At 38.5% G+C, this 24,133-nt stretch carries 18 protein-coding genes; 8 read left to right on the forward strand and 10 right to left on the reverse strand.

The window, feature by feature from the left end:
* Positions 1–182: 182 nt before the first annotated feature.
* Together FEDK69T_RS11125 and FEDK69T_RS11130 are read left to right on the forward strand one after the other, a co-directional pair.
* Positions 183–2,351: a TonB-dependent receptor gene (locus FEDK69T_RS11125; RefSeq protein ID WP_023574268.1), complete on the forward strand. Its 2,169-nt coding sequence runs from the start codon at positions 183–185 to the stop codon at positions 2,349–2,351.
* Positions 2,338–3,612: a sialidase family protein gene (locus tag FEDK69T_RS11130; RefSeq protein WP_131494726.1), complete on the forward strand. Its 1,275-nt coding sequence runs from the start codon at positions 2,338–2,340 to the stop codon at positions 3,610–3,612. The genes FEDK69T_RS11125 and FEDK69T_RS11130 overlap by 14 nt, the downstream gene beginning before the upstream one ends.
* 91 nt (positions 3,613–3,703) lie before the next feature.
* On the opposite strand, the gene FEDK69T_RS11135 is transcribed toward FEDK69T_RS11130, so the two are convergent.
* The 10 genes from FEDK69T_RS11135 to abc-f all read right to left on the reverse strand — a co-directional run bounded on the left by FEDK69T_RS11135 (position 3,704) and on the right by abc-f (position 14,752).
* Entirely contained in the window at positions 3,704–4,282 is a 579-nt protein-coding gene (locus FEDK69T_RS11135) for a hypothetical protein (RefSeq protein ID WP_023574269.1), read from the reverse strand.
* Between the two features lie 78 nt (positions 4,283–4,360).
* Positions 4,361–7,726: a preprotein translocase subunit SecA gene (gene secA, locus FEDK69T_RS11140; RefSeq protein WP_023574270.1), complete on the reverse strand. Its 3,366-nt coding sequence runs from the start codon at positions 7,724–7,726 to the stop codon at positions 4,361–4,363.
* A gap of 89 nt (positions 7,727–7,815) precedes the next feature.
* Entirely contained in the window at positions 7,816–8,037 is a 222-nt protein-coding gene (locus FEDK69T_RS11145) for a DUF2795 domain-containing protein (RefSeq protein WP_002986941.1), read from the reverse strand.
* 166 nt (positions 8,038–8,203) lie between these two features.
* The gene (locus FEDK69T_RS11150; protein ID WP_023574271.1) at positions 8,204–8,776 is read right to left on the reverse strand and encodes a cob(I)yrinic acid a,c-diamide adenosyltransferase; all 573 of its coding nucleotides are present in this window, start codon (positions 8,774–8,776) and stop codon (positions 8,204–8,206) included.
* Between the two features lie 410 nt (positions 8,777–9,186).
* Positions 9,187–9,876, reverse strand: coding sequence for an ABC transporter ATP-binding protein (locus FEDK69T_RS11155; RefSeq protein WP_023574272.1), 690 nt, complete (start codon positions 9,874–9,876; stop codon positions 9,187–9,189).
* A gap of 247 nt (positions 9,877–10,123) precedes the next feature.
* Complete coding sequence (locus FEDK69T_RS11160) at positions 10,124–10,753, reverse strand: carbonic anhydrase (protein ID WP_023574273.1); 630 nt, start codon at positions 10,751–10,753, stop codon at positions 10,124–10,126.
* 34 nt (positions 10,754–10,787) lie between these two features.
* Positions 10,788–11,564, reverse strand: a complete 777-nt coding sequence (locus FEDK69T_RS11165; RefSeq protein WP_023574274.1) for an O-methyltransferase — start codon at positions 11,562–11,564, stop codon at positions 10,788–10,790.
* 81 nt (positions 11,565–11,645) lie between these two features.
* The gene (locus FEDK69T_RS11170; RefSeq protein WP_023574275.1) at positions 11,646–12,035 is read right to left on the reverse strand and encodes a hypothetical protein; all 390 of its coding nucleotides are present in this window, start codon (positions 12,033–12,035) and stop codon (positions 11,646–11,648) included.
* Positions 12,036–12,041: 6 nt separating this feature from the next.
* Entirely contained in the window at positions 12,042–12,812 is a 771-nt protein-coding gene (locus tag FEDK69T_RS15520) for a hypothetical protein (RefSeq protein WP_023574276.1), read from the reverse strand.
* A gap of 80 nt (positions 12,813–12,892) precedes the next feature.
* Positions 12,893–14,752: a ribosomal protection-like ABC-F family protein gene (abc-f, locus tag FEDK69T_RS11180; RefSeq protein ID WP_023574277.1), complete on the reverse strand. Its 1,860-nt coding sequence runs from the start codon at positions 14,750–14,752 to the stop codon at positions 12,893–12,895.
* A gap of 207 nt (positions 14,753–14,959) precedes the next feature.
* On the opposite strand from abc-f, the gene FEDK69T_RS11185 reads away from it, so the two are divergent.
* From FEDK69T_RS11185 to FEDK69T_RS11210, 6 genes are all read left to right on the forward strand, one after another.
* On the forward strand, positions 14,960–16,147 hold the full coding sequence (locus FEDK69T_RS11185; RefSeq protein WP_023574278.1) for a BamA/TamA family outer membrane protein: 1,188 nt from the start codon (positions 14,960–14,962) through the stop codon (positions 16,145–16,147).
* Positions 16,148–16,184: 37 nt separating this feature from the next.
* Complete coding sequence (locus tag FEDK69T_RS11190) at positions 16,185–17,366, forward strand: glycosyltransferase family 2 protein (protein WP_023574279.1); 1,182 nt, start codon at positions 16,185–16,187, stop codon at positions 17,364–17,366.
* A gap of 110 nt (positions 17,367–17,476) precedes the next feature.
* Complete coding sequence (locus FEDK69T_RS11195; protein WP_023574280.1) at positions 17,477–18,772, forward strand: dihydrolipoamide acetyltransferase family protein; 1,296 nt, start codon at positions 17,477–17,479, stop codon at positions 18,770–18,772.
* A 239-nt stretch (positions 18,773–19,011) separates the two neighbouring features.
* Positions 19,012–20,208 carry a hypothetical protein gene (locus tag FEDK69T_RS11200; RefSeq protein ID WP_023574282.1) on the forward strand — a complete coding sequence of 399 codons (1,197 nt, stop codon included), beginning with the start codon at positions 19,012–19,014 and terminating at the stop codon, positions 20,206–20,208.
* A gap of 149 nt (positions 20,209–20,357) precedes the next feature.
* A complete protein-coding gene (locus FEDK69T_RS11205; RefSeq protein WP_035629675.1) occupies positions 20,358–21,965 on the forward strand; it encodes a T9SS type A sorting domain-containing protein in 1,608 nt (535 codons plus the stop codon).
* 201 nt (positions 21,966–22,166) lie between these two features.
* Entirely contained in the window at positions 22,167–23,738 is a 1,572-nt protein-coding gene (locus FEDK69T_RS11210; RefSeq protein ID WP_162147247.1) for a T9SS type A sorting domain-containing protein, read from the forward strand.
* The last annotated feature ends 395 nt before the right edge of the window (positions 23,739–24,133 follow it).

Here is a 24,133-nt window from a genome sequence, read left to right on the forward strand (position 1 = left end):
GTCTGTCTTTTCAGTCACAGCTTTACGAATTAATATCTGTTTCAGATAGATTTAGCTCTGACTGTATTTGGTTCAGATACCCCGATAATCATTTAACCTTTTTAATTCCGTTGTTGTAGCCAGGAAACTGTTTCCTCTGGTTAAAACCGATGGGGTACATTACGTAATAATTATACAGAAAAATGAAAAAGATCCTCTTTGCCGTATTGGTTTTGGGACAAATACTGTACGGTCAAAATCCGGTTAATAAAGATTCGTTAAATGCAAAACAACTTGATAATGTTGTGATTACGGCTAACAGAGGCGCTAGTCTGAAAAGAGAAGTGCCTGTAGCGATTTCGAAAGTAACACAAAAAACAATAAATGAAACCAAAGCCACTGCAGTTTATGAAATCGTGAACAAAGTGCCGGGTGTTTTAATGGTTAACCTGGGGAATGAACAGCATTCGATGGCTATTCGTCAGCCGATGACCACCAATCCTTATTATTTGTATCTGGAAGACGGTTTGTCGATTCGTCCGATGGGGGTTTTCAATCACAATGCGCTTTTAGAGATTAATCAGTTCAACCTGCAGAACATCGAAGTGGTCAGAGGACCTGTTTCATCTCTTTACGGCCCGGAAGCAGTCGGCGGTGCAGTGAATTTGATTTCGCTAAAACCATCACTGCAGCCGGAAATGAAAGTGGGGATTCAGGCTGATCAATGGGGGTATATAAGGTTACAGGCTGCTGCAGGAGCGACCGTTGGAAAGGTCGGAGTGTACGTTGCCGGTTTGACCAGTGCACAACGCGATTCCTGGATGACATACTCTGATTACAACAAAGACAACATCAACGCGAGAATTGACTACAACATTAATAAAAGCACCCGTTTAATCTGGACTTTGTTCTCAGGTAGATATTATTCAGATATGAGCAGCCCTCTTAATGAAGCCGATTTTTACAACAGAACCTATAAAAGCACTACCGATTTCACCTATAGAAAATCGGATGCTTTGCGAAGCAAAGTAACTTTTGAAAAGGAATGGAATCCTAATGCACAATCATCGCTAACGGTTTTCACGAGAGACAATGAATTAGGGCAAAGCCCGGCATATACTGGAGGCATTAAATGGACGCCGGGGCAGACCACTGCCAAAGGGGAAATCAACTCCAATAATTTTAAGAGTTATGGCGTATTGGCTCAGCACAATCAGAAGTTTGATTTTCTTGACGGTTCCTTGGTTGCAGGCGGTTTGTACGACAATTCCCCAGTGGATTATAATGCCCATCAGTTGGATTTGAAAGCCAATTTAAATCCGGGAGGGCAAACAGTAAGCAGTTATGAAATTATTGCAGAACGTCCTGATATTAAGTTGGCAGACTATAATGCCAGAATTTACAATACAGCCGGTTTCGCGCAGTTGACTTTCCGCCCAGTAAGTAACCTGATTATTACTGGTGGTGCACGCTACGATAATATGAGTTTCGACTACAACAATAATATTGACCATTCTACAGGAAGTAAAGTATACGACCAATTTACGTTTAAGGGAGGAGTTAATTACAATCCATTCAGTTGTGCAGGGTTTTATGCCAATTATTCGCAGGGATTTGCGCCTCCGGGACTGACTTCCATTTTCAGGGCTAAACCGGGAACTGGTGGGAGTACAGGTACTCCAGCAGAATTTTATTATAATTTAAAGCCGGCAGAATTTGATAATTATGAAGTTGGAGGATGGATAGGCTGTCTTGAGAAAAAGATGAATATTGAGTATTCAGTTTACTATATGGAGGGAAAAAACGAACTGCTGAATGTTCGCCTTCCTGACAATTCAACTGATTATCGTTCTGTCGGAGAAACGCTTCACAAAGGAGTTGAGCTGGCTGTTAATTATATTCCGAATTCCCAATTTAAAATCAGAGCAGGTGGAACCTATGCGATACATGAGTTTGTCGATTTTAAATTGTCCGACAAGCCAACTGATCCGATTCAGAATTTAGATGGAAAGGAAATGCCATCGGCTCCCCATTGGGTAGCGAATTCGGAAGTAACTTATTATCCGAAATGGTTGCCAAATTTAAGAGCAGGAGTAGAATGGCAATTGGTTTCCAGTTGGTATCAGGACCAGATCAATACCGTAAAATATGATGGATATAATGTGTTTAACGGACGTATCGGTTATCAGTATAAGGGGTTTGAATTTTATACTAATGTGATGAATTTCACCGATAAATTGTATGCTTATAATGTGACCAGAGGCAATACGCCTACATCCACACCTAGTTATAGCCCTGCAGCACCACGCACTTTCGTTTTTGGTTTGCAGTATCATTTACAACTTAACAAGAAAAAAAATGATGAAAAATAAACTTCTTTTGGTATTTGCAATGGCATTGTTTGCTGTGCAAAACAGTAATTCCCAAATCAAAGAAACCGAAACAAAATATATTTCTTCAGAAAATGGGTCTACAACAAGCTGTCCTTTTTTCACTTCTGACAGAAAAGGACGGACTGTGATGACCTACGGAAAAGAAACTACAGGAAAGGATGCTGTTCTTAACTATGCGGTTTTCAATGCTAAAACAAAAAGTTTCGGTGCCCCAATTGAAATCCCATCTAGTAAAGGAGTGGAACTTCATGGGGAGAATATGCCGAAGATGGTATTCAAACCCAATGGTGAAATCATTGCAGTTTGGGGAATCGATAACCCGACACCTAAGAAAAAATACGGCGGTTTGATTCAGTATTCCCAGTCGTTTGATGGCGGAAAAAACTGGACACCGGCAAAACGGTTAGTGAATGATCAAAACGGAATCGATCAGCGCTATTTTGATATTGACCTGCTTCCTAGTGGAGAAGTGGCTATTATCTGGTTGGATAACCGCACTAAAACGGATTTGGATGGTTCTACATTGTATTATGCGGTTACCAAAGGGAAGAAAGGTTTTCAAAATGAAAAAGTCATAGGGGAAACTACATGCCAGTGCTGTCGTACGGATTTATTTGTGGGGAAAAACGGTGTTATTTATGCGGCTTACAGGGATATTATCAACGAAGAAATCCGCGATATGGTACTCAGTTATTCTTCGGATAACGGAAAAACATTTTCAAAGCCAAAAAGAATAAGCGCAGATGATTGGAAAATAAACGGCTGTCCTCATACGGGTCCGACCATGACGCATAACGAAAACGGATTGCACTTTGCCTGGTTTACCATGGGAGGAGGAGCAGGGGTGTTTTATGCCAATTCATCCGATAACGGAAAGAGCTTTTCGAAAAGGGATAATGTCAGCGCAAATGCCTCTGCAAAACATCCGCAAATTTCTGCTTTAAAAAATAGTAATGTTGTTATCGTATGGGACGAAAGTGCTGAAATTAACGGTAATTATTTCAACAGAATCGGTCTGCAGCACAGAGCTAAAAATGGTAAAGTTATGGAAACCGAATTCGTAACTTCATCTGCCGAAGGTATGTCTACATTTCCCATCGTGAAAGCTTTGAGCGAAACTGAAGTTTTGATAGCATGGAGCCAGGGCGGGAAAGAAGCGAAAGTGGGTTATAAGACAGTTCGTATTGGGAATCAGAAAAGCAGTAAATCAGTAAAAAATAAAAGTGTAGTGGAAAGATAATATATAGTCGCTATAAAAAATCCCCAATTACGTTTGTAGTTGGGGATTTTTTTTGGATTGAATGATTTAACTTGTCAAAATCTGAACCCATTTATAAACCTAATTGTTTGCGTACTTTTTCAGTAATAACAGCGTCAAGTAATTCCTTGTAATTAGGGTCGAAGCTTACGAATTTCCATCTGCCTTCAGTAAAATCATCAGAAATGGCAACCAACTTGTCTATTTTAATGATGTTAAAGGCATTGATTTCTTTTGAAAAGCGGATGGTCGAATTCGGAAAGTTTTTATGCAACGTTTCCATAATCCTTTTTAATGTGGCTTCATTGTTTATGGGTTGCTTATAGGTCATAACCATTGAATTTTCATAACTTATGACACAATATAGACCATTTTCCCTCATTTGAATGTTAGAATATGAAAAATGAGGTGTGGTATACAGGTATTGAATACTGTAAGTGTCGTTATCGAAAGAACTGTCTAAGGCTGCATACATATCTGCTCTCTCCACAAATCTAAAAACAAGCGGGTAGGTAAAATCGAGCATTGTGTCAAATGACATGTTATAGGTAGCTTCATAAAGCGCTTCGTTGTCACGTTTTAAATCTTCTATTGATTGTGCGAAAATACCCGTGACAATAAATAGCGTTAAGAATGTAATTTTTAATTTCATTGGGGGAAATTTTGGATAAATATAAAAAAAATCCCCAACTACATTGTAATTGGGGATTAATATTTTTTAAGATTTTACTTACTCGCTAACGACAATCCATTCTCCTGAAGCTAACATAGGTTCTGCTTTTTTGAATTTCATGGTTTCTGTTTTTCCGCTCATAACGTGTTTAATTGTAACATTGTCGTTGCGGTTGATTTTAGGTTGATCACGCACGATGGTTTCAGTGACGTGATGATGATGTTGCTGTTGTTGCATTTGAGCAGCTTCACGTTGTTTGGCAGCCATTTCGTCAGTGTTTAACACTTCTTCTTTTGAAATAGTATAATCTTCTTGTATTGGCTCTTCGTGTGCTTCCTGAATATTGTCAGGATTTTGTGAAGGTAAATCACCTTTAAGCAAGAATGAAATTACTTCTTTATTGATACCGTCCAACATTTTCTTGAACAGGTTAAATGCTTCAAATTTGTAAATCAGCAACGGATCTTTTTGTTCGTGAACAGCTAACTGAACCGATTGTTTCAGTTCATCCATTTTACGCAAGTGTTTCTTCCATGCTTCATCAACAATGGCTAAAGTGATGTTCTTTTCGAAATCAGTCAAAAGCGTTTTTCCTTGTGAAATATAAGATTTCTCCAAATCGGTCACTACATTAAGTGTCTTGATGCCATCAGTAAACGGAACAACAATACGTTCAAACTGACCATTGTTGTTTTCATATACATTTTTGATTACAGCATAAGCGTCTCTGGCATTGCGATCCTGTTTTTCGTCATAATGTTTTAATGCCGCTTTGTATACTTTACCAGCCAATTCCATATCGGAAAGTCTGTTGAAATCACTTTCGGAAACCGGAGACTCAATAGCAAAGTAACGGATTAACTCGAATTCGAAATTTTTGAAATCTTTGGCAATTTTATTGTTTTCCACAACCAATTCAGCCAAGTCATACATCATGTTTGCCAAATCCACTTTTAAGCGTTCTCCGTGCAATGCATGGCGACGACGTTTGTAAACTACTTCACGTTGTGCGTTCATTACGTCATCGTATTCCAATAAACGTTTACGTGTGCCGAAGTTGTTTTCTTCTACTTTTTTCTGAGCTCTTTCGATGGATTTGGTCATCATTGAGTGCTGAATTACTTCACCTTCTTTGATTCCCATACGGTCCATGATTTTTGCTACTCTTTCAGAACCGAACAAACGCATAAGGTTGTCTTCCAAAGATACATAGAACTGAGAACTTCCCGGATCTCCCTGACGTCCCGCACGTCCACGTAACTGACGGTCTACACGACGTGAATCGTGACGTTCTGTACCAATGATAGCCAAACCACCTGCTGCTTTTACTTCTGGAGATAATTTGATATCGGTACCACGGCCTGCCATGTTTGTTGCAATGGTTACTACCCCGGCATTACCTGCTTCAGCAACAATCTGTGCTTCCTGTTTGTGTAATTTCGCGTTCAATACGTTGTGCTGGATGCCTTTCATTTTAAGCATACGGCTCAATAATTCGGAAATCTCAACCGAAGTCGTACCGATCAATACCGGACGGCCTTCGGCAACCAATTGCTGAACATCTTCCGCAACTGCGTTGAATTTCTCACGAACTGTACGATAAATTAAATCTTCTTTATCTTTACGGGCAATTCCTCTGTTGGTTGGAATTTCTACTACGTCTAATTTGTAGATTTCCCAGAATTCGCCTGCTTCTGTAACTGCTGTACCGGTCATACCTGCTAATTTGCTGTACATACGGAAGTAGTTCTGCAAAGTAATAGTAGCAAACGTTTGGGTAGCAGCTTCGATTTTTACGTTTTCTTTCGCTTCAATCGCCTGGTGCAAACCGTCAGAATAACGACGGCCATCCATGATACGTCCCGTTTGCTCGTCTACGATAAGGATTTTGTTATCCATGATAACGTATTCCGTATCTTTTTCGAATAAGGTATAAGCTTTTAAAAGCTGCGTTAACGTGTGGATGCGCTCACTTTTTACAGAGAAATCCTGGAATAGTTGTTCTTTAACTTCCGCCTCGGCTTCTTTTGAAAGTTTTTGTTTTTCGATGTTGGCGATTTCGGTTCCGATATCCGGAAGGACGAAGAAATCATCGGAAGTATCCTGAGAAAGGAATTTGATTCCATTATCTGTCAATTCAACCTGATTGTTTTTTTCTTCGATTACGAAATACAAAGCTTCGTCAACAATCGGCATTTTACGGTTGTTGTCCTGCATGTATTCGTTTTCCGTTTTCTGAAGTAATTGTTTAACGCCTTCTTCAGATAAGAATTTGATCAATGCTTTGTTTTTCGGTAAAGCACGGAACGCTCTTAATAATTGGAATCCGGCATCTTTACCATTTCCTTCTTTCATCAAACGTTTTGCCTCGGTAAGGAAACCGTTGGCTAATTGACGTTGAAGGTTGTATAAGTTTTCGATTTTCGGTTTTAATTCGTTGAATTCGTGACGGTCACCTTGCGGAACCGGACCGGAAATAATCAACGGCGTACGTGCGTCGTCAATCAATACGGAATCCACCTCATCGACAATCGCGTAGTTGTGTTTTCTTTGTACCAATTCACCAGGCGTATGGGCCATGTTATCTCTCAAATAATCGAAACCGAATTCGTTGTTGGTTCCGTAAGTGATATCAGCCTCGTAAGCGCGACGTCTTGCGTCGGTGTTCGGTTGGTGGTTGTCGATACAGTCAACAGTCAATCCGTGGAATTCGAATAAAGGCGCTTTCCAGGTGCTGTCACGTTTTGCAAGGTAGTCATTCACGGTTACTAAGTGTACTCCGTTTCCGGTCAAGGCATTTAAATAGATTGGCAGGGTTGCTACCAATGTTTTACCTTCTCCCGTTTGCATCTCTGAAATTTTACCTTGATGTAAAACAGTACCACCAATTAACTGTACGTCATAGTGGATCATGTCCCAAGTGATGGCTTTTCCGGCAGCATCCCATGAGTTTGCCCAAATGGCGTTGTCTCCTTCTATGGTGATGTATGATTTTGCTGCTGATAATTCGCGGTCTTTAGGAGTTGCTGTAACGGTGATTTGCGTGTTTTCCTTGAAACGACGAGCCGTTTCCTTAACCACTGCAAACGCTTCCGGCAGTATATCGTTTAATACCTTTTCAGAGATTTCATAAGCTTCTTTCTCGATAGCATCGATAGTAGCATAGATATCTTCTCTTTTGTCGATGTCTTCCGTAGCTTCAACTTCTTGTCTTAATGTTTCTATTTTAGCATCTTTTTCAGCACGAGCGGCTTTGATCTGCTCTTTAAAATAGGTTGTTTTCGCTCTCAGTTCGTCATTTGATAAGGCTGATAAAGCAGGTTCAAATGATCTGATTTTGGCAATAATCGGTTGAATTGCTTTTACGTCCTTTTGGGATTTGTCACCCACAAAAGCTTTTAATATGCTGTTTATGAAACTCATAATCTGGTTTGGTTTATATTCTGATAATAGTGTGCAAATTTACACAAAAAAAAAGCCTCGTGAGAGACTTTTTCGCTGTGCTTTATTTTTTAATATTCATCCTCGTTCCAAAGGTAATCTTCGTCGGTCGGATAATCTGGCCATATCTCTTCCATTGATTCGTAGATTTCACCTTCGTCTTCTATCGACTGTAAGTTTTCCACTACTTCAAGAGGAGCTCCAGTTCGGATAGCATAGTCGATAAGTTCATCCTTTGTGGCTGGCCACGGGGCATCGCTTAAATATGATGCCAATTCTAATGTCCAATACATCTTTGATTGATTTATAGTTTTATGCAAAAATAAATTTTATACTGAAAAAATCAAGTAAAATTTCTTTTATTTTAAAAAAAGTTAAGAACGTCATTTTTTTTGTTCAGTTTTCAGTAATGGTTGGCATTTTCTTACACTGTGTGTTCCAGCTGAATACTGCGACTGATTACTGTTTTCTGGGAATCCATTTCACTTCGTCAGCGTTCAGGTCATTGGACAACTTTCGTGCCAATACAAAAAGGTAGTCAGAAAGTCGGTTTAAATAGGTAAGAACCTGCATATCTGTCGGCTCTAATTCGTGAAGATGTGTGGCTAAACGCTCGGCGCGGCGGCAAACGCAGCGGGCTATATGACAATATGACACAGTTGTGTGACCACCCGGAAGCACAAAATGTGTCATTTGTGGCAATGAACTGTCCATAGTATCTATTTCGTTTTCAAGAAAATTCACATCTTCTTCTGAAATACGGTTGATGTTCAGGCGCTGTTGCCCGTTTTTGAGTACTTCTTTTTCCGGCGGCGTGGCTAAAATCGCTCCAACGGTAAAAAGTCGGTCCTGTATTTCGATCAATACATTTTTGTAAAGAGGGTTGATGTCCTGATCACGGATAAGTCCGATGTAGGAGTTTAATTCGTCTACGGTTCCGTAACTTTCGATGCGGATATGGTGTTTGGGAACGCGTGTTCCGCCAAAAAGTGCCGTGGTTCCTTTATCTCCGGTTTTGGTATATACTTTCATCTCATTATGGTTTATTAGTTATTGGTATTCGATGGAACTCGCCGAAAGCTCGTTTCATCTTTAGAGTTTCTGAGTTAGTGAGTCGCTAAGTTACTGAGGTTTTTTCAGAAGTTTACAAAAATTAAATACAATTCCTGACTAGCCCCGATTACTTCACTAAACTTTTGTTTTTCATAGGAGCTCAGTGAATGCTTTGCATTTGGGATGGCACGAAGTAAAGTGGAAAGCGGGAATGAGGACTGTTAATAAAGCTAGAGCCATTCGCTCCAAAAAAATGTAGCTATGTGGGCTATTATTGATTTTTATTTAGAATTTTCTTTTGACTGACCACTGAATACTGCAATCTGTTTACTGCTAAGTGACCACTGTTAACTGCTTTCTGCAATCTGATCACCGAATACTGTCTCCTGCTACCTGTTCGGATTATCGCTTTCAATCATACCGTCTTTCAAACGGATGATACGGTGGGCGTGTTTGGCGATATCTTCCTCGTGTGTAACCAGAATTACAGTATTTCCGTTGGCATGAATTTCGTCAAAAAGGTTCATGATTTCCACGGAAGTTTTACTGTCTAAGTTACCTGTAGGCTCATCCGCAAGGATGATTGAAGGATGGTTTACTAAAGCTCTTGCAACAGCTACACGTTGGCGTTGTCCTCCGGAAAGCTGGTTGGGTTTGTGGTCCATGCGATCTGACAGCCCGACTTGCGACAAAACAGTAGTGGCTCGTTTATTTCGGCTGTTTTTGTCGTACCCGGCATAAATCATGGGTAGTGCGACATTGTCCAAAGCAGTCGTACGCGGCATGAGATTAAAGGTTTGAAAAACGAACCCGATTTCCTTGTTTCGGATTTCGGCCAGTTCGTCGTCTTTCATTTTACTTACGTCTTTTCCGTTTAAAACATACGAACCTGCTGTAGGCGTGTCCAAACACCCCAAGAGGTTCATCAGTGTTGATTTTCCTGAACCAGATGGTCCCATTAAGGCAACATACTCGCCTTTATTGATGTGTAAATCGATACCTTTCAACACGTAAACGGTTTCATTTCCAAGTGGGAAGTCTCGTGTAATACCTTTTATTTCAATGATAGGTTTTGACATTTTCGTAGTTTTTCGGTTTTAGAAGTCCAAAAACGAATTGGATAGGATATAAGTAGTTAAATGCAGAATATTGTTACAATAAAACATAAAAAAACTCCCCATTGTTAAGATGAGGAGTTCCAAAAAAGTATGATTGCAGTTAATCATCTGCAGATGTGATTTTAACGCGATACAAATATATTGATTTTTAGACAGTTACGATTTCCATTAGTGTTATTTGTTTGTTAAAATTCTGATTTTTAAATAGTTATGGCGAAACCTTGTAAATTTCCTTTATTACTTCAAGGATTCTTGGAAAATCAATTTTTAAATCGATGAGTTTTCCGGTATGAATGTCGAATATCCACCCGTGTACTTTTAGGCCTCTTTCGTAGTTTGCTTTCTGAACGTCGGCGGTTTTGATGATGTTAATGCACTGTTCCTGAACGTTTAGTTCGGTCAGCCTGCGATATCGACTTTCTTCGTTTTTTATAGCGTTAAGTTCTTTTTTGTGGATTCGGTATACGTCGCGAATGTTTCGTAACCAGGGATTCAAAATTCCTAAATCCAATTGTTGCATGGCCGCTTTTATACCTCCACAACCGTAATGGCCACAAACGATTATATGATTGACCTTCAGGTGCTCTACGGCGTAATTGATGACGGACATCGAATTCAAATCGGTATTCGGAACCATATTGGCAATGTTGCGGTGAACGAAGACCTGACCAGGTGCCGCGCCCATTAATTCTTCAGTTGAAACACGACTGTCGGAACATCCGATGTAAAGAAATTCGGGTGCTTGTCCTTCGGACAATTTTTCAAAATAGTGTTCGTCGTTTTGTAATTGTTTGGCAATCCAGGAGCGGTTGTTTTCGAAAATCTGATTGATGTCCATGTGCGTAGTTTTGAACATCAAAATTACTAAAAACTTAGATTCGGATAATAAAATCTTCCCTTTCCTGTTCGTAGCGGAAGAATACCAGTCCCCATTGGAAAGTATCAATAGTTACTTTTACTTTAGGATGATTTTTGATGGCTTCCCAGGCTTCGTCCATTTCGGCTGACCAATGTATGTCGTCGAAAATCCAAACCGTATCGTTAGTTATGGTTGGTAAAAGCAATTCGAAATACTCCAAAGTGGCATTTTTGGAATGATTACCGTCGAAGTAGATGAGTTTCCAACTGTTGTTTTCAGGAGAGGTTTTTGAGAAATGGTCTTTAAATTCGGTTACAACGCTTTCTATATTGTTGAAGTTGAATTTTTTGAATTGCCCTTGTGCAACACCCGAAGTTTCCGGACAGCCTTCCAAAGTTGTGATTTTTGCTTTCGGATTTCCTAAAGAAAGGGCAGAAGTGGCCAATCCTAAAGAAGTTCCGATTTCTAAAATGCTTTCAGGCTGGAAGTAATTTACGATTCGGTATAATAATTCGGCTCGTTTTTCAGTAATTCCGGCTGTTTGTGCAATTTTGGAAATCTGACGGTTATTTGACTTGAAAACACGGGATCCGGCTCCGAAATCGGTTACTTCAATTGTGTTTTTGTTTTGAAGCAGATCGTTTCGGTATTGTTTCAGTATTTTATATTCCGCTTTCGGTTTTTTATCATAAAAGCACTTGGTTACCAAAGAATATACAAACGGCGAATGTACACCATGCTGATTTTTGGAGTGCCAAAGGAATTTCAGATAAGCTTTTAGTATAGTCACAGTTTACGGTCTCAGTTTACAGTTTTCTTGTTGTCTCCGTTTACAGTCCGGTGAATTCCGATTAAAGATTCTTCTAATTTACTAATCTAGTTTATAATCATCGAATTCGTATTCGCTTGTAATGCTTTTAAAGTGAACTACCAATCCTTCTTTTATGCTATACTTATAGGATTCAAAAGTTTCACTGTCCTCCTGTTGTTCGTAAAATGTATCCCCTTTTGTCCACCATTTTCCTTTTTCTGTAAAAGTTTCAATTTCACAGTTTTCCTTGGTAGTAAACATAATTGTATATGTTCCGTTGCTGAATCTTTGAACAATCCAATGTTTTTCAATTCCCTTAATCTGTTTTTCGATTTCAAAACCTTTCCAAATTCCTACCAGTTTTTTGTCGTTTGCTGAAATTTTATTCGTCGTAGCTGAAGTTGTGAGAATCAGCACTATAACAGCTGCAAATATTTTAATTGCTTTCATGATTTATTAATTAGGGATATCTATTGTTTTTATATTGTCAGTAGTGAAAATAAAAATGAAATTCTCTGCAGATTTTAAGCGCTCCATTTCTTTTTCCTTCTCATAAAGATACTTATTCTGTTTTTTTCTTTTTTTCTCTTCTTTTTCCAAATCTTTAAACTCAGACTGAAGATATGTGTCTGATTCTTTAACTAGATTGATGGTTTCCTCAAGCATTTTTTTGTATTCTTCGGTTTGCTTGAATTTTTCGAAATGCTTGAATTTTAATTGGGTAAACTCTTCTGCAGTAACCTTAACTTCTTTAATGAAATTTCCTTGACTGATTTCAATTAAATGGTAATTCTCGTAAGTGGAACTGTATCCCATGTGGACATAGTTGATTAATTTTCCATAAGGGCAAATCAAAACCCCATTGTAGAAATTGCATTCAAAATCTTTGATTTCTCCAAAAATATCATTGTAAATTGAAATTAACTTTCTTTGAGTACTGCCTTTTTCATCTTCTATATATTCTTCTTTATACAGATCATGAACCACTAACTTGTTGTTTTCTATTTTGAAATAGGCAATATATCCTCTCCAATTACCTGTGCTAAAAGAAGTTATTAAACCGTCTTTTATTGGGTTCTTTTTAAAATAAGGTTCTAAGGGATTGGCATGGATGGCCAGGGTGTCTTTCCCCTGAATTAAATAATCAGGGACTTGTCCTGTGGCGCTAACTTTCAGCGTTGACAGTAGAAAAAAAAGAAAAAAGCAAAGTTGGTTTATACAATTCATTTTGTAGCGTTTTTTGCAATAAAAACGACAGCCTCCTTATTAAATTGTGTTTGATACACGGCTGTCTGCTTCGACTAAGATTATTCTTCCATCTTAGCCGACAGTTCAAACCAGCGTTCTTCTTTCTCTTCTATTTTTTTGATAACGTTCTGCAATTCGTTGGCTTTTTTCTCAATGTCAGCATCGGCTACTTTCCCGTCCGAAAACAATTGCTCGATTTCCTTTTTCTTGAATTCCAGATCTTTGATTTCACGTTCAATTTTTTGGAATTCTTTCTGCTCATTAAACGATAAACCTGAAGAAGCTGTGTTGTTCTGTTTCCAGTTGACTTTTTCCTTCGGTTCTTCTTTTACAGGTTCTATGCTGTCTTCATACGCTCTGAAATCTGAGTAATTTCCAGGGAAGTTTTCAATCTCCCCCTGACCTCTGAAAACAAACAAATGATCTACAATTTTATCCATGAAGTAGCGGTCGTGACTTACCACCAATAAACAGCCCGGATAATCCAAAAGGAAGCTTTCCAGAACGTTGAGTGTTACGATATCCAAATCGTTCGTAGGCTCATCGAGAATCAAAAAGTTCGGGTTTTGAATTAAAACGGTACACAAGTACAAACGTTTCAGTTCGCCACCGCTTAGTTTTTCAACATAATCGTATTGTTTTTTAGCATCGAATAAAAATCGTTCCAACAATTGCGAAGCCGAAATAATCCTTCCTTTTGCCAACGGTATATATTCTCCGTATTCTTTAATGATATCAATGACACGTTGTCCCGGTTTCGGGTTGATACCGCTTTGAGTGTAGTAGCCTATTTTAATTGTATCACCCACAACGACTTTTCCACTATCGGCAGGAATCGTTCCGGTTAACAAATTCAGGAAAGTCGATTTTCCGGTTCCGTTTTTCCCGATGATTCCGATTCGGGCTCCACGTTGAAAATCAAAAGTAAAATCATTTAAAATTACCTTATCGCCGAATTTTTTAGAGATTTTGTGAAGCTCGATAATCTTGCTTCCCATACGTTCCATGTTGATTTCCAGTTCGACCACGTTTTCTTTTCTGCGGCTTTCGGCTACTTCTTTAATTTTGTAAAAATCATCCTGGCGCGATTTCGATTTGGTCGTACGCGCTTTTGGTTGGCGGCGCATCCAGGCCAATTCCTTCACGAAAAGGTTCTGCGCCTTGTCGATAGTGGCATTTTCCGAAGCGATACGCTCTTCTTTTTTCTCCAGATAATAGGAATAATTTCCTTTGTATTGGTATAATTTTCCGTTGTCCAATTCGATGATTTCGTTACAAACGCGCTCCAAAAAGAAACGGTCGTGCGTCACCATAAACAACGTGATGTTTTCTTTTGCAAAATAACTTTCAAGCCATTCGATCATCTCCAGATCCAAGTGATTCGTAGGCTCGTCCAAAATCAATAAATCCGGGCGGTTAATTAGGATAATGGCCAATGACAGGCGTTTTTTCTGTCCTCCCGAAAGGTTTTTTACCTTCAGTTTGAAATCTTCCAGCTTCAGTTTGAAGAGAATCTGCTTGAATTGCGTCTCAAAATCCCAGGCATTATGACGATCCATATTATCGAATGCCTTTTGATAGGCTTCTTCGTCTTCCGGATGTTCCAATGCTTTTTCATATTGCTCAATCACCTTCAGAATCTCGTTGTCCGAAGCGAAAATACTTTCCTCAATCGTAAGTTCATCCTGCAGATTATGATCCTGCGACAAAAATGCCATTTTAATGTCTTTGCGCACCACAACCTGCCCCGTATCTGGTTCATCCTCACCATTGATAATCTTCATGATGCAGGTTTTTCCTGAACCGTTTTTGGCAATAAAAGCTATTTTCTGGTCTTTGTTAATCCCAAATGAAATGTTTTCAAACAGCGTACGCTCTCCGAATGACTTTGATATATTTTCGACTGATAGATAATTCACGTGGTATATTTTTTACTTCGTACAATTCGACCTAAAAGGGTCTTGGGTGCAAAAGTAATCAAATAACAGCTATTAAGAAGTGTTTATGTTTCTATAGGCAAATTACGATTGCGGTTACAGATAATTTTGATTTGGGTTATTAAGTGTTTACGTACAGTTCAATAAATAGCTTAAATTTGTAATAACGCTGTTGTAAAAAAAGAAAAGATGAATCATTTATTTGTTGCGATACTGGCGATATTTCTTTTTTCTACGGATATTGGTTATTCGCAAAGCGATTCAATTAAGTATAACAGTAAAGATATTCGGGATATTTACAAAAAGATTTTTGTAAAAAGCGACTCGATTAACAAGTTTAAAGATAAAAGAATTGCATTTTCCTTGTTTCCTTCTCCGGCAGGATCAGATGCTGGCGGTGGATTTGTAATTTCATTTTTGACAACCTTTTACCTCGGTGAAGACACCAAAAATACCAGGATGTCTGAGGTGATTTTCACTCCTTATTTCAGTTTGGATGGCCAATATGTTTTTCCGATTACAACTTATTTATATACCAATAAAAACATTTACAATTTTACCGGTGACTACCGTTATATGATCTATCCTCAACCTACGTATGGTTTAGGAAATAATAATTCGGAAACGGAAATATCAAGATTAGAGTACAAACAGTGGCGTTTTTATCAGTTTGCTACCCGAAAAGTTGCCGGGAATTTCAGGATGGGGCTCGGGGTTTTATTTGATAGTTATGAAGGTATTTCAGAGGAATCGTTTATTGAGGAAGAAACCGATTACGTTAAATACATGAAAGGGGATTTCTCTAATGTGAGTTCTTTTGGCATTGCGCTTCAGCTTTTATACGATTCAAGAATCAATGTAATCAATCCGGAGCAAGGGTTTTATGCAGAGCTCGATTATCGTAATAATTTTAATGGTGGTTTGGATAATCAGGAGTGGAAATCCATATATGTTGACTTGAGAAAGTATTATTCATTGCATAAAAAACTTCATAGAGTATTGGCAGGCAGGTTCTTTTACTGGTCTACCTTTTGGGGTGATCCGCATTATCTGGATTTGCCGAGTATCGGTTGGGACCGTTTTGGGAAAACTGGTAGAGGTTTTACACGAAACAGATTCAGAAGTAATGGTTTGTTGTATTTTGAGAGTGAATACAGGACAGATATTACCAGAGATGGTTTTTTTGGAGCCGTTTTTTTTGCGAATGTTTCTTCAGTTTCAAAATTGTATACTTCTGAATTTACCAAATGGCACCCTGCCGTGGGGACGGGATTGCGTGTGAAATGGAATAAGAAAAACAATAACAATGTGACCCTGGATTTTGGGGTGAGTAAAAACGACTGGTCATTGCGTGTGAGTCTGGCTGAGAATTTCTAATTTTCAGAATCGACGAATTTCGCATTATATTTGTCCGATGCAACTATCGGTAATCATACTTAATTACAACGTCCGCTATTTTCTCGAGCAATGTGTTTTGAGTGTTCAGAAAGCACTTGTGGGTATTGAAGGCGAAATTATCGTCGTGGATAATTTTTCTGCGGATAGCAGCTGCGACATGATGAAGCTGCGATTCCCCAATGTAAGACTGATCGAAAACAAAGCCAATCTCGGTTTTCCAAAAGGAAATAATATAGGCGTGGACGAAGCAAAAGGGAAATATATCTGCATTTTAAATCCGGATACCGTCGTAGCTGAAGATACATTTCAAAAAGTTCTGGCCTTCGCCGAATCAAAATCCGATTTGGGGATTGTAGGATGCAAACTTATTGACGGTACGGGAAATTTTCTTCCGGAATGCAAACGCGGAACCCCAACACCTTGGGTGGCTTTTACCAAAATTTTCGGATTGTATAAACTCTTTCCAAAATCAGGTTTTTTCAATAAATATTATGCCCAGCATTTATCCGAAAACCAAACCGGGAAAGTAGATATACTCGTCGGAGCTTTCATGGTGATGAAGCGCGATTTGTACCTTGAAGTCGGAGGGTTTGACGAAAACTGTTTTATGTATTCGGATGATATCGATTTGAGTTATACGGTTTTAAAATCCGGAAAATCGAATTATTATTTCCACGAAACTTCGGTAATACATTATAAAGGAGAAAGCACAGTGCGCGACGGAACCTACATGAAGCGTTTCCGCGAAGCCATGCACTTTTTCTATAAAAAGCATTTCGGAGGTTCTTTTGTTTTTGACGTTTTCATGCGAATCGGGGCTTTCCTGTTTGCGATATTAAAAAAACAGCAACAGCAACAAATCGTTTCCAAACCAGATGAATACATGTTGTTTTCTTTCAATGAAAGTATGAAGGGTAAATTGGAAAAACAGTTGCAAAAAAAGGTGTCTCAGGCTGCTGATATTAATGAAAATGCCTTATTTTCGCAGGAAAATTCGAAAGGAGACCGAAGGGAAATAGTATTGGATAACAGTAGTTTTTCGTTTAAGGAAATCATCGGCTTTCTGGAGAAAAATAAAAACAAAGGGTTTACCTTTAAAATCATTCCTGATAAGGCTCGTTTTATGATTGGAAGCAACAGCAGCAACGACAGGGGAGAGATTATTGTGTTGCAAAATTCGGATTTAAAAGATTCGTAATTCTGAAAAATATAAAAAAATCGCGCAAATTTGTTTAATTCGTCGCTAAGGCTCAAAATATTTATTAATTTTGCAAACCAAAGACGAAAACACAACTTTAGTTTAAAGATATGGCAAAGTTTGAATTGAAATTACCCAAAATGGGAGAAAGTGTTGCTGAAGCAACCGTTACCAACTGGTTAAAAAAGGTTGGAGATAAAATTGAAATGGACGAAGCAGTACTTGAAATTGCTACCGATAAAGTAGACAGTGAAGTGCCTTCTGAAGTGGCGGGAACACTTGTTGAAATTCTTTTCAACACAGATGATGTGGTACAAGTAGGACAAACCATTGCTATCATCGAAACTGAAGGTGGTGCCGTGGAAGCTCCAAAAGCAGAAGCTGTAGCGGCTCCTGTTGCAGAAGTAGCTAAAACGGTTGAGGCAGCGAAAGAAGCTGCAGCTCCTGCAGATTTTTCAGGTTCTGATAAATTCTTCTCTCCACTAGTGAAAAACATTGCTAAAGAAGAAGGAATTTCATTAGCTGAATTAGAATCGATTCAAGGGACCGGAAAAGACGGTCGTGTAAATAAAGAAGATATCTTAAATTACGTTAAAAATAGAGGAAGCCAACCGGCTCCGGTTACAGCTCCTACGGCTCCAAAAGTTGCAGCTCCTGCAGTTGAGGTTTCAAAAGCAGCTCCTGTTTCTGTTAACGGTGGTGACGAAATCGTGGAAATGGACAGAATGCGTAAGCTGATTTCCAAATACATGGTTGAATCGATACAAACTTCGGCTCACGTTCAGTCGTTCATTGAAGTGGATGTTACCAACATCGTAAAATGGAGAGATAAAGTGAAAAATGCTTTCGAAAAGAGAGAAGGAGAAAAATTAACGTTTACGCCAATCTTCATGGAAGCTGTTGCCAAAGCGTTAAAAGATTTCCCTGGAATGAATATTTCTGTTGATGGTGATTACATCATCAAGCGTAAAAATATCAATTTAGGTATGGCTGCCGCGTTACCAAACGGAAACTTAATCGTTCCGGTAATCAAAAATGCAGACCAGTTAAACCTTGTAGGTATGGCTAAAGCGGTAAACGATTTAGGAAACCGTGCTAAAGCTGGTAAATTGAAACCAGACGATACGCAAGGCGGAACATATACGGTTACTAACGTTGGGACTTTCGGTTCTGTTTTCGGAACCCCTATCATCAACCAGCCACAAGTAGGTATTTTGGCTTTAGGTGCCATCAGAAAAGTACCGGCGGTTATTGAGACTCCGGATGGTGATTTCATCGGAATCCGTCAGAAAATGTTCTTGTCGCACTCTTACGATCACAGAGTTGTGGACGGTGCATTAGGAGGAAGTTTTGTGAAACGTGTCGCAGAATATTTGGAAGCTTGGGATATCAATAGAGATTTCTAAAATAAATTGTTAATAAATTATAAAAACCCGGTTAGATACTTCTAATCGGGTTTTTTTTATATTTGGAACGTGAAAGAAATATTTTGTTAAATTATTTTCTATTTCTTTCTCCAGTGAATCTGTATAGAAATGAAATATGGCCGGGATAGACAAAGCCTGATAACAGGTTGTTATTGTGCAAAAGTTTAAGAAATAAATAGAATATCAAGAGAGTATAATCCTAAACTGTAAAAATAAGTATGAAAAATTTTAAAGCATTTTTTTCTTTATGCTGTGCCTTAGTTGTGCTGGTATCTTGTAGTAAAGATGATCCGGAAACAAATACAAATACACCACCCGATTTTAATTCGATAACCATAACCACTAAGCAGCCAGTCTTAAGCAGTGATTATTTGAGTTTCACTACAGGAGGGAAGTCTTCTGCAACTATTTCAAATTCTGAATACTCTGTTGGAGTGTGTTATGATACAAATACTAATCCGACTATAGCAGGTGGTTCAATGCAATCCTACGATATAACCGGTAGTGAATTTAGAAATCAAGTAAGTAATTTGGTATTCGGGCAAACTTATTATGTTAGGGCTTACATGCAAAAACATACAACTGGTGAAGTTAAATATGGCAACCAGGTTTCTGTAAATATTCCAATGTCGTTGTCTACCGGTATCGTGAAAAATATCTCCCCGACAGGGTTTTCGGTAGATGTTAATGTTGGAAGTTCGTTGTCTTCCAACGACAATAGAGGGGTTTGTTACAGTACAAGTCAAAACCCAACTACAGACAATGAAGTGATTCATGATCCTACATCAGGTTCTGGGAATTTTTCTGTTTCGGTAGATGGTATTAATACATTTTATCCTGATTACTACGTTTCTCCTAATACAACTTATTACTTGAGAAGTTTTGTTGTTATAAACGGATTTACTTATTATGGAAATCAGGTTTCGTTTAAAACTGCCGGATACGTTGGCGGTTCAGGAGGTTATGTGTTTTTCGATAAGGGTGAAACCACAAACGGCTGGAGATATTTGGAAGCAGCGCCATCCAGATTAGAAACAACAAATTACAGCTTGTTTAGATGGACTAATTCTACCTGTGGTTATTCATTTGTTTCCGGGTTAGGAAATGCCATTGGCGATGGTTATAACAACTCTAATCTGATTCTTACAAGTTGTAATTATACTAATGTAGGGGCTACAATGTGCAGAGTAACGTCTTTAAACGGATTTACGGATTGGTTTTTACCTTCAATTGATGAGTTGAAACAATTGTATAAATTGGATGCAATAGGTCTTGTAAATATGGATTCAAGTTATTTGTTGAGTTCTTCCCAATCCTCCAATTCACTGTGTTTTGTTTTGAATGCAGCTAATGGTACGGTTAGTACTACCGATAAATATTACTCAAATGTGGCTTGGCAGGTAAGGAGATTTTAAGTAAATGATAATTCATGAACGCTTTTTAATGGAGCAAGAAAGTAATAGCTTTATAAAGGCCTCAATTTTGAGGTCTTTTTTTTTACCTGAAGCGAATTTAGAGAGGGTTTTATTTTTGTAACTTTATGGTAGTCAAAAAGTTATTAATCATGGGTAGAATTACTTTATGTTTGCTTGTCAACCTTTTTTTTAATCCTTTTTGGTTGTTTAGCCAAAATGAATTTCTTGACCCAACTTTCGGTACAAATGGAATCATTTGGCAGGGGGGAAACTATACAGGTTCGATTGATTTAGGTGTGGAGTCTGGCTTTACATCAATTGTTTTGCAGCCAGATGGTATGTTTATTACGGCTACAAATTTTCATCATCACGGTGCAGATAACAGATATGCATTAATCCGGTACAATAAAGATGGAATTTTAGATCCGACATTTGGAGAATACGGTTTTGTTATCAGTGCTGTGAATACTAGTGTTGGTGCTATCGAACTGCAATCGGGCGGAAAGATTATTGGTTTAGCCACGGAAGGAATTTATCCCCCTATAACTCCTTATTTATTCCGTTACAATGCCGATGGTTCGCCTGATAACTCTTTCGGAACTAATGGAATCGTAACAGATACGTTAAACCCTCTGCGGTTATTAACAATTCAGTCAGACGATAAAATTTTGGTTGGTAAAACCATTGGATATGACTGGGTTTACCCGAGTTTTACAGTCGAAAGATGCAAACCGGACGGAACGCCGGATACTGATTTCGGAAATAATGGAGCAATTGATTTTTCACTGCCTCAGGCGAATGTGTCGTTGTTGGGTATTGTAAGCCAGGCGGATAGAAAAATCTTGCTAAATGTTCTTGTTAAAGCTGCCAGTCCGGATGACTATCGAACTGACATTCTTTTTGTGAGATTAAATGAGGATGGCAGTTTCGATGCAACTTTCGGTGAAGAAGGGTTGAGGGGTTTTAATTTTGACGATGCTGATTATGCTTCAAAAGTTTTGGTTAACTCCGATGGAAAAATGGTGTTTTTAACTTTGAGTTATGGGTTACCGTCAGACAGTAGTGAACGTGTAATAAGACTAATACGTCTTAATGCGGATGGAGATTTAGATAGTACTTTCGGTACAGACGGAATTAGAATAATGGAATATCCCCCTTTATTTTCGTCGTTTGAAGAACTTGAAAACGGAAAACTAATGACTATCGGAACTTATCAGACAATTGAAAATCCGACTCCGGAAAATACTCAGGAACCGGATGGCATAGTAATCTCACGCTATAATTGGAATGGAGATTTGGATACGACTTTTGGTCAAAATGGTCACATAACCACCACGTTGATCAATAGCAGGGCCTTACGCGGCCAATTAGTTATTCAGCGTGATGATAAAATTCTTGTCGGGGCTACTTTTTGCGAAGCCTGGATGTCCTGTCATCCGTATACTGTGGTTTTAAGATATGATTCGGGAGAAAGACTTGCAGCTACAGAATTTGATAAAAAGAATGCTTTTCTGGTTTACCCAAACCCTTTCAAAGAGTCAGTAACAATAGATTTTACTCTTGATCAGCCTGAAGTACTTTCGATGGATTTGTACAGCAATGATGGAAGAAAAGTAGCCAATTTAATGGAGAACAGGGATTTTCAGGCTGGATTCAATTCGCAGCAACTGGATTTTCCGAGAACTCTGGCGGATGGCGTTTATTTTTTGAAGGTTTTCAACGGAAATGACGCTGTTACGATTAAAATTGTGAAGTAGGACGAAAGTAATGTTTATTTAAGGTACTTTTTAGGATTCTGCAGAATTTGACATCTCAAATATTAGTTACTATCCAAATCCCATGATGACATTAATAGCTTTGTAAAAGACCTCATTATTGAGGTCTTTTTTTTAACACCAAAACGAATTTAGGGAGGGTTTTATTTTTGTAACTTTATGGCAATCAAAAAGTTAGGAATCATGAGTGAAATTACTTTCCTTTTTTTCGGGGTTCTGATTTTAGCTTTTTCGGTTTCCTATTCCCAAGATGGCGTACTTGATACAACATTTGATGAAGACGGAAAACTGTACCTTCACTTTAATGGCTATTCCGAATCGAAAATGGGTACAGTACTTGTCCAGCCGGACGATAAAATCGTGGCAGCAGGAGTGCTTCATAACCATGGTATCGATCAGCAGATTTTCATAGTGCGCTATAAAGGCGATGGTACACCGGACGGCAGTTTTGGTGCGAACGGTAAGGTTGAAACTAACTTTACGGGTACACCTTTCCTAAGAACTATGATTTTACAGCCGGATAATAAGATAATTGTTGCGGGTTATATTTCTTTTAATACACCAAATTATGATACTCAATCCTTTTTAGCAAGGTATAATGCCGACGGAACGCCTGATGCTGATTTTGGGGAAGACGGCTTGGTGCTTAATGATGATTTCAGGACTAGCACTGCTTGTTTGCAAGCTGACGGAAAAATAGTTGTAGCGCGTTATCAATTGACTAATGCTTTTAATAACAGTGGATTAATACGGTACAAGACCGATGGGAAAGTCGACACGGGCTTTGGCTCAAATGGAGTTGTTAGTACCGAGCCAGTTGTATCCGGCTTACTGGTAACTGGTGTTAAGTCAGATTCAAATGGGAGGTTAACAATCATTGGCCAATTTGGAACCGATGATGCAAAAGATGTAGCTATTGCAAGATTTGGAAGCAATGGGGTGTTGGATACTAGTTTTGGAAATTATGGTTTTCGGCTGTTTGACGAGGATATTACCGATGATTGTTCTTTATTGAAGATTCTCAGTAATGGCAGGATTTTATTTTACGTAACATCTTACCATTATGAGAATTCTTTGCCTATTGTGCATAGAAAATTGATAATGCTTCTTTCCAATGGTGAATATGATGCAGATTTTGGCGTTAACGGGCGATTAGATCAGGAAGAGACCATTGATGCCCTGGAATTGCAGTCCGACGGGAAGATTCTTGCTGGTGTGCAATACGATTCGGGAATTTCTCATAATCCTGTTTACGTAGGGATTACTCGATATTATACCGATGGGAGCTTGGACACTGCTTTTGGGGTTAACGGGACTGCTGCCACTTCAGCAGGGGACGGCACGGTAGCGTATACTAATAGTATTGCATTGCAATCTGATGGAAAAATCATTGCAGGAGCCACATTTACGTCAGCAGGTGGTGCATCTTATCCAGCTACCTTATTGTTAAGATATAATTCACGGCTTTTGGGGCAATCTGAATTTGGCTTGGCTAAAAAAGAGTTTGTTGTTTATCCTAATCCGGTGAAGGAAAAAGTAAATATAGATTTCGAACTCGGACAATCCGAAGTGTTGTCAATCGATTTGTACAGTAATGATGGTAGAAAAGTGGCCAATATAATGAAGGATAAGGATTTTCAGGCTGGATTCAATTCTCAGCAACTGGATTTTCCGGAAACGGTGGCTGCCGGGATTTATTTCTTAAAGGTTTCCGGTGAGAACGAAACTAAAAATTTCAGGATTGTAAAAAAATAAGCATAGAGAAATGAAGCTATAAATTACCTTTCATCTTATATTGAAAATGGATTTAATACTCCTTATAACGGATTCGATAACGAACCATTCTTAGGGATTTTGCCCTCAATAGAGTTGTTTATGATAAAGGATTCAACTCATATCTTTCAAACAAGCCCCCAATCACGGTGATGTAACTGTACATCGTAACGATAGTGATCCCCCAAATTCAGAGTGTTTTCTTTTGAAACTAAGCGGTGTAATTGAGACTGTTTTTGATTAGTTATTAATGGTTTTCAAGTGAGTGTTTTGGTTCAGATGTAAATAGGATGAGTATTGAAAATTGCGATAATTCGGATACTTTATTACAAGAGATAGGTTAATTAATGCCTGATGCTTTTTGAACATAAATCCTT

The organism is Flavobacterium enshiense DK69 (genome assembly GCF_000498495.1).
In the GTDB taxonomy this organism is placed as follows: Bacteria; Bacteroidota; Bacteroidia; order Flavobacteriales; family Flavobacteriaceae; genus Flavobacterium; species Flavobacterium enshiense.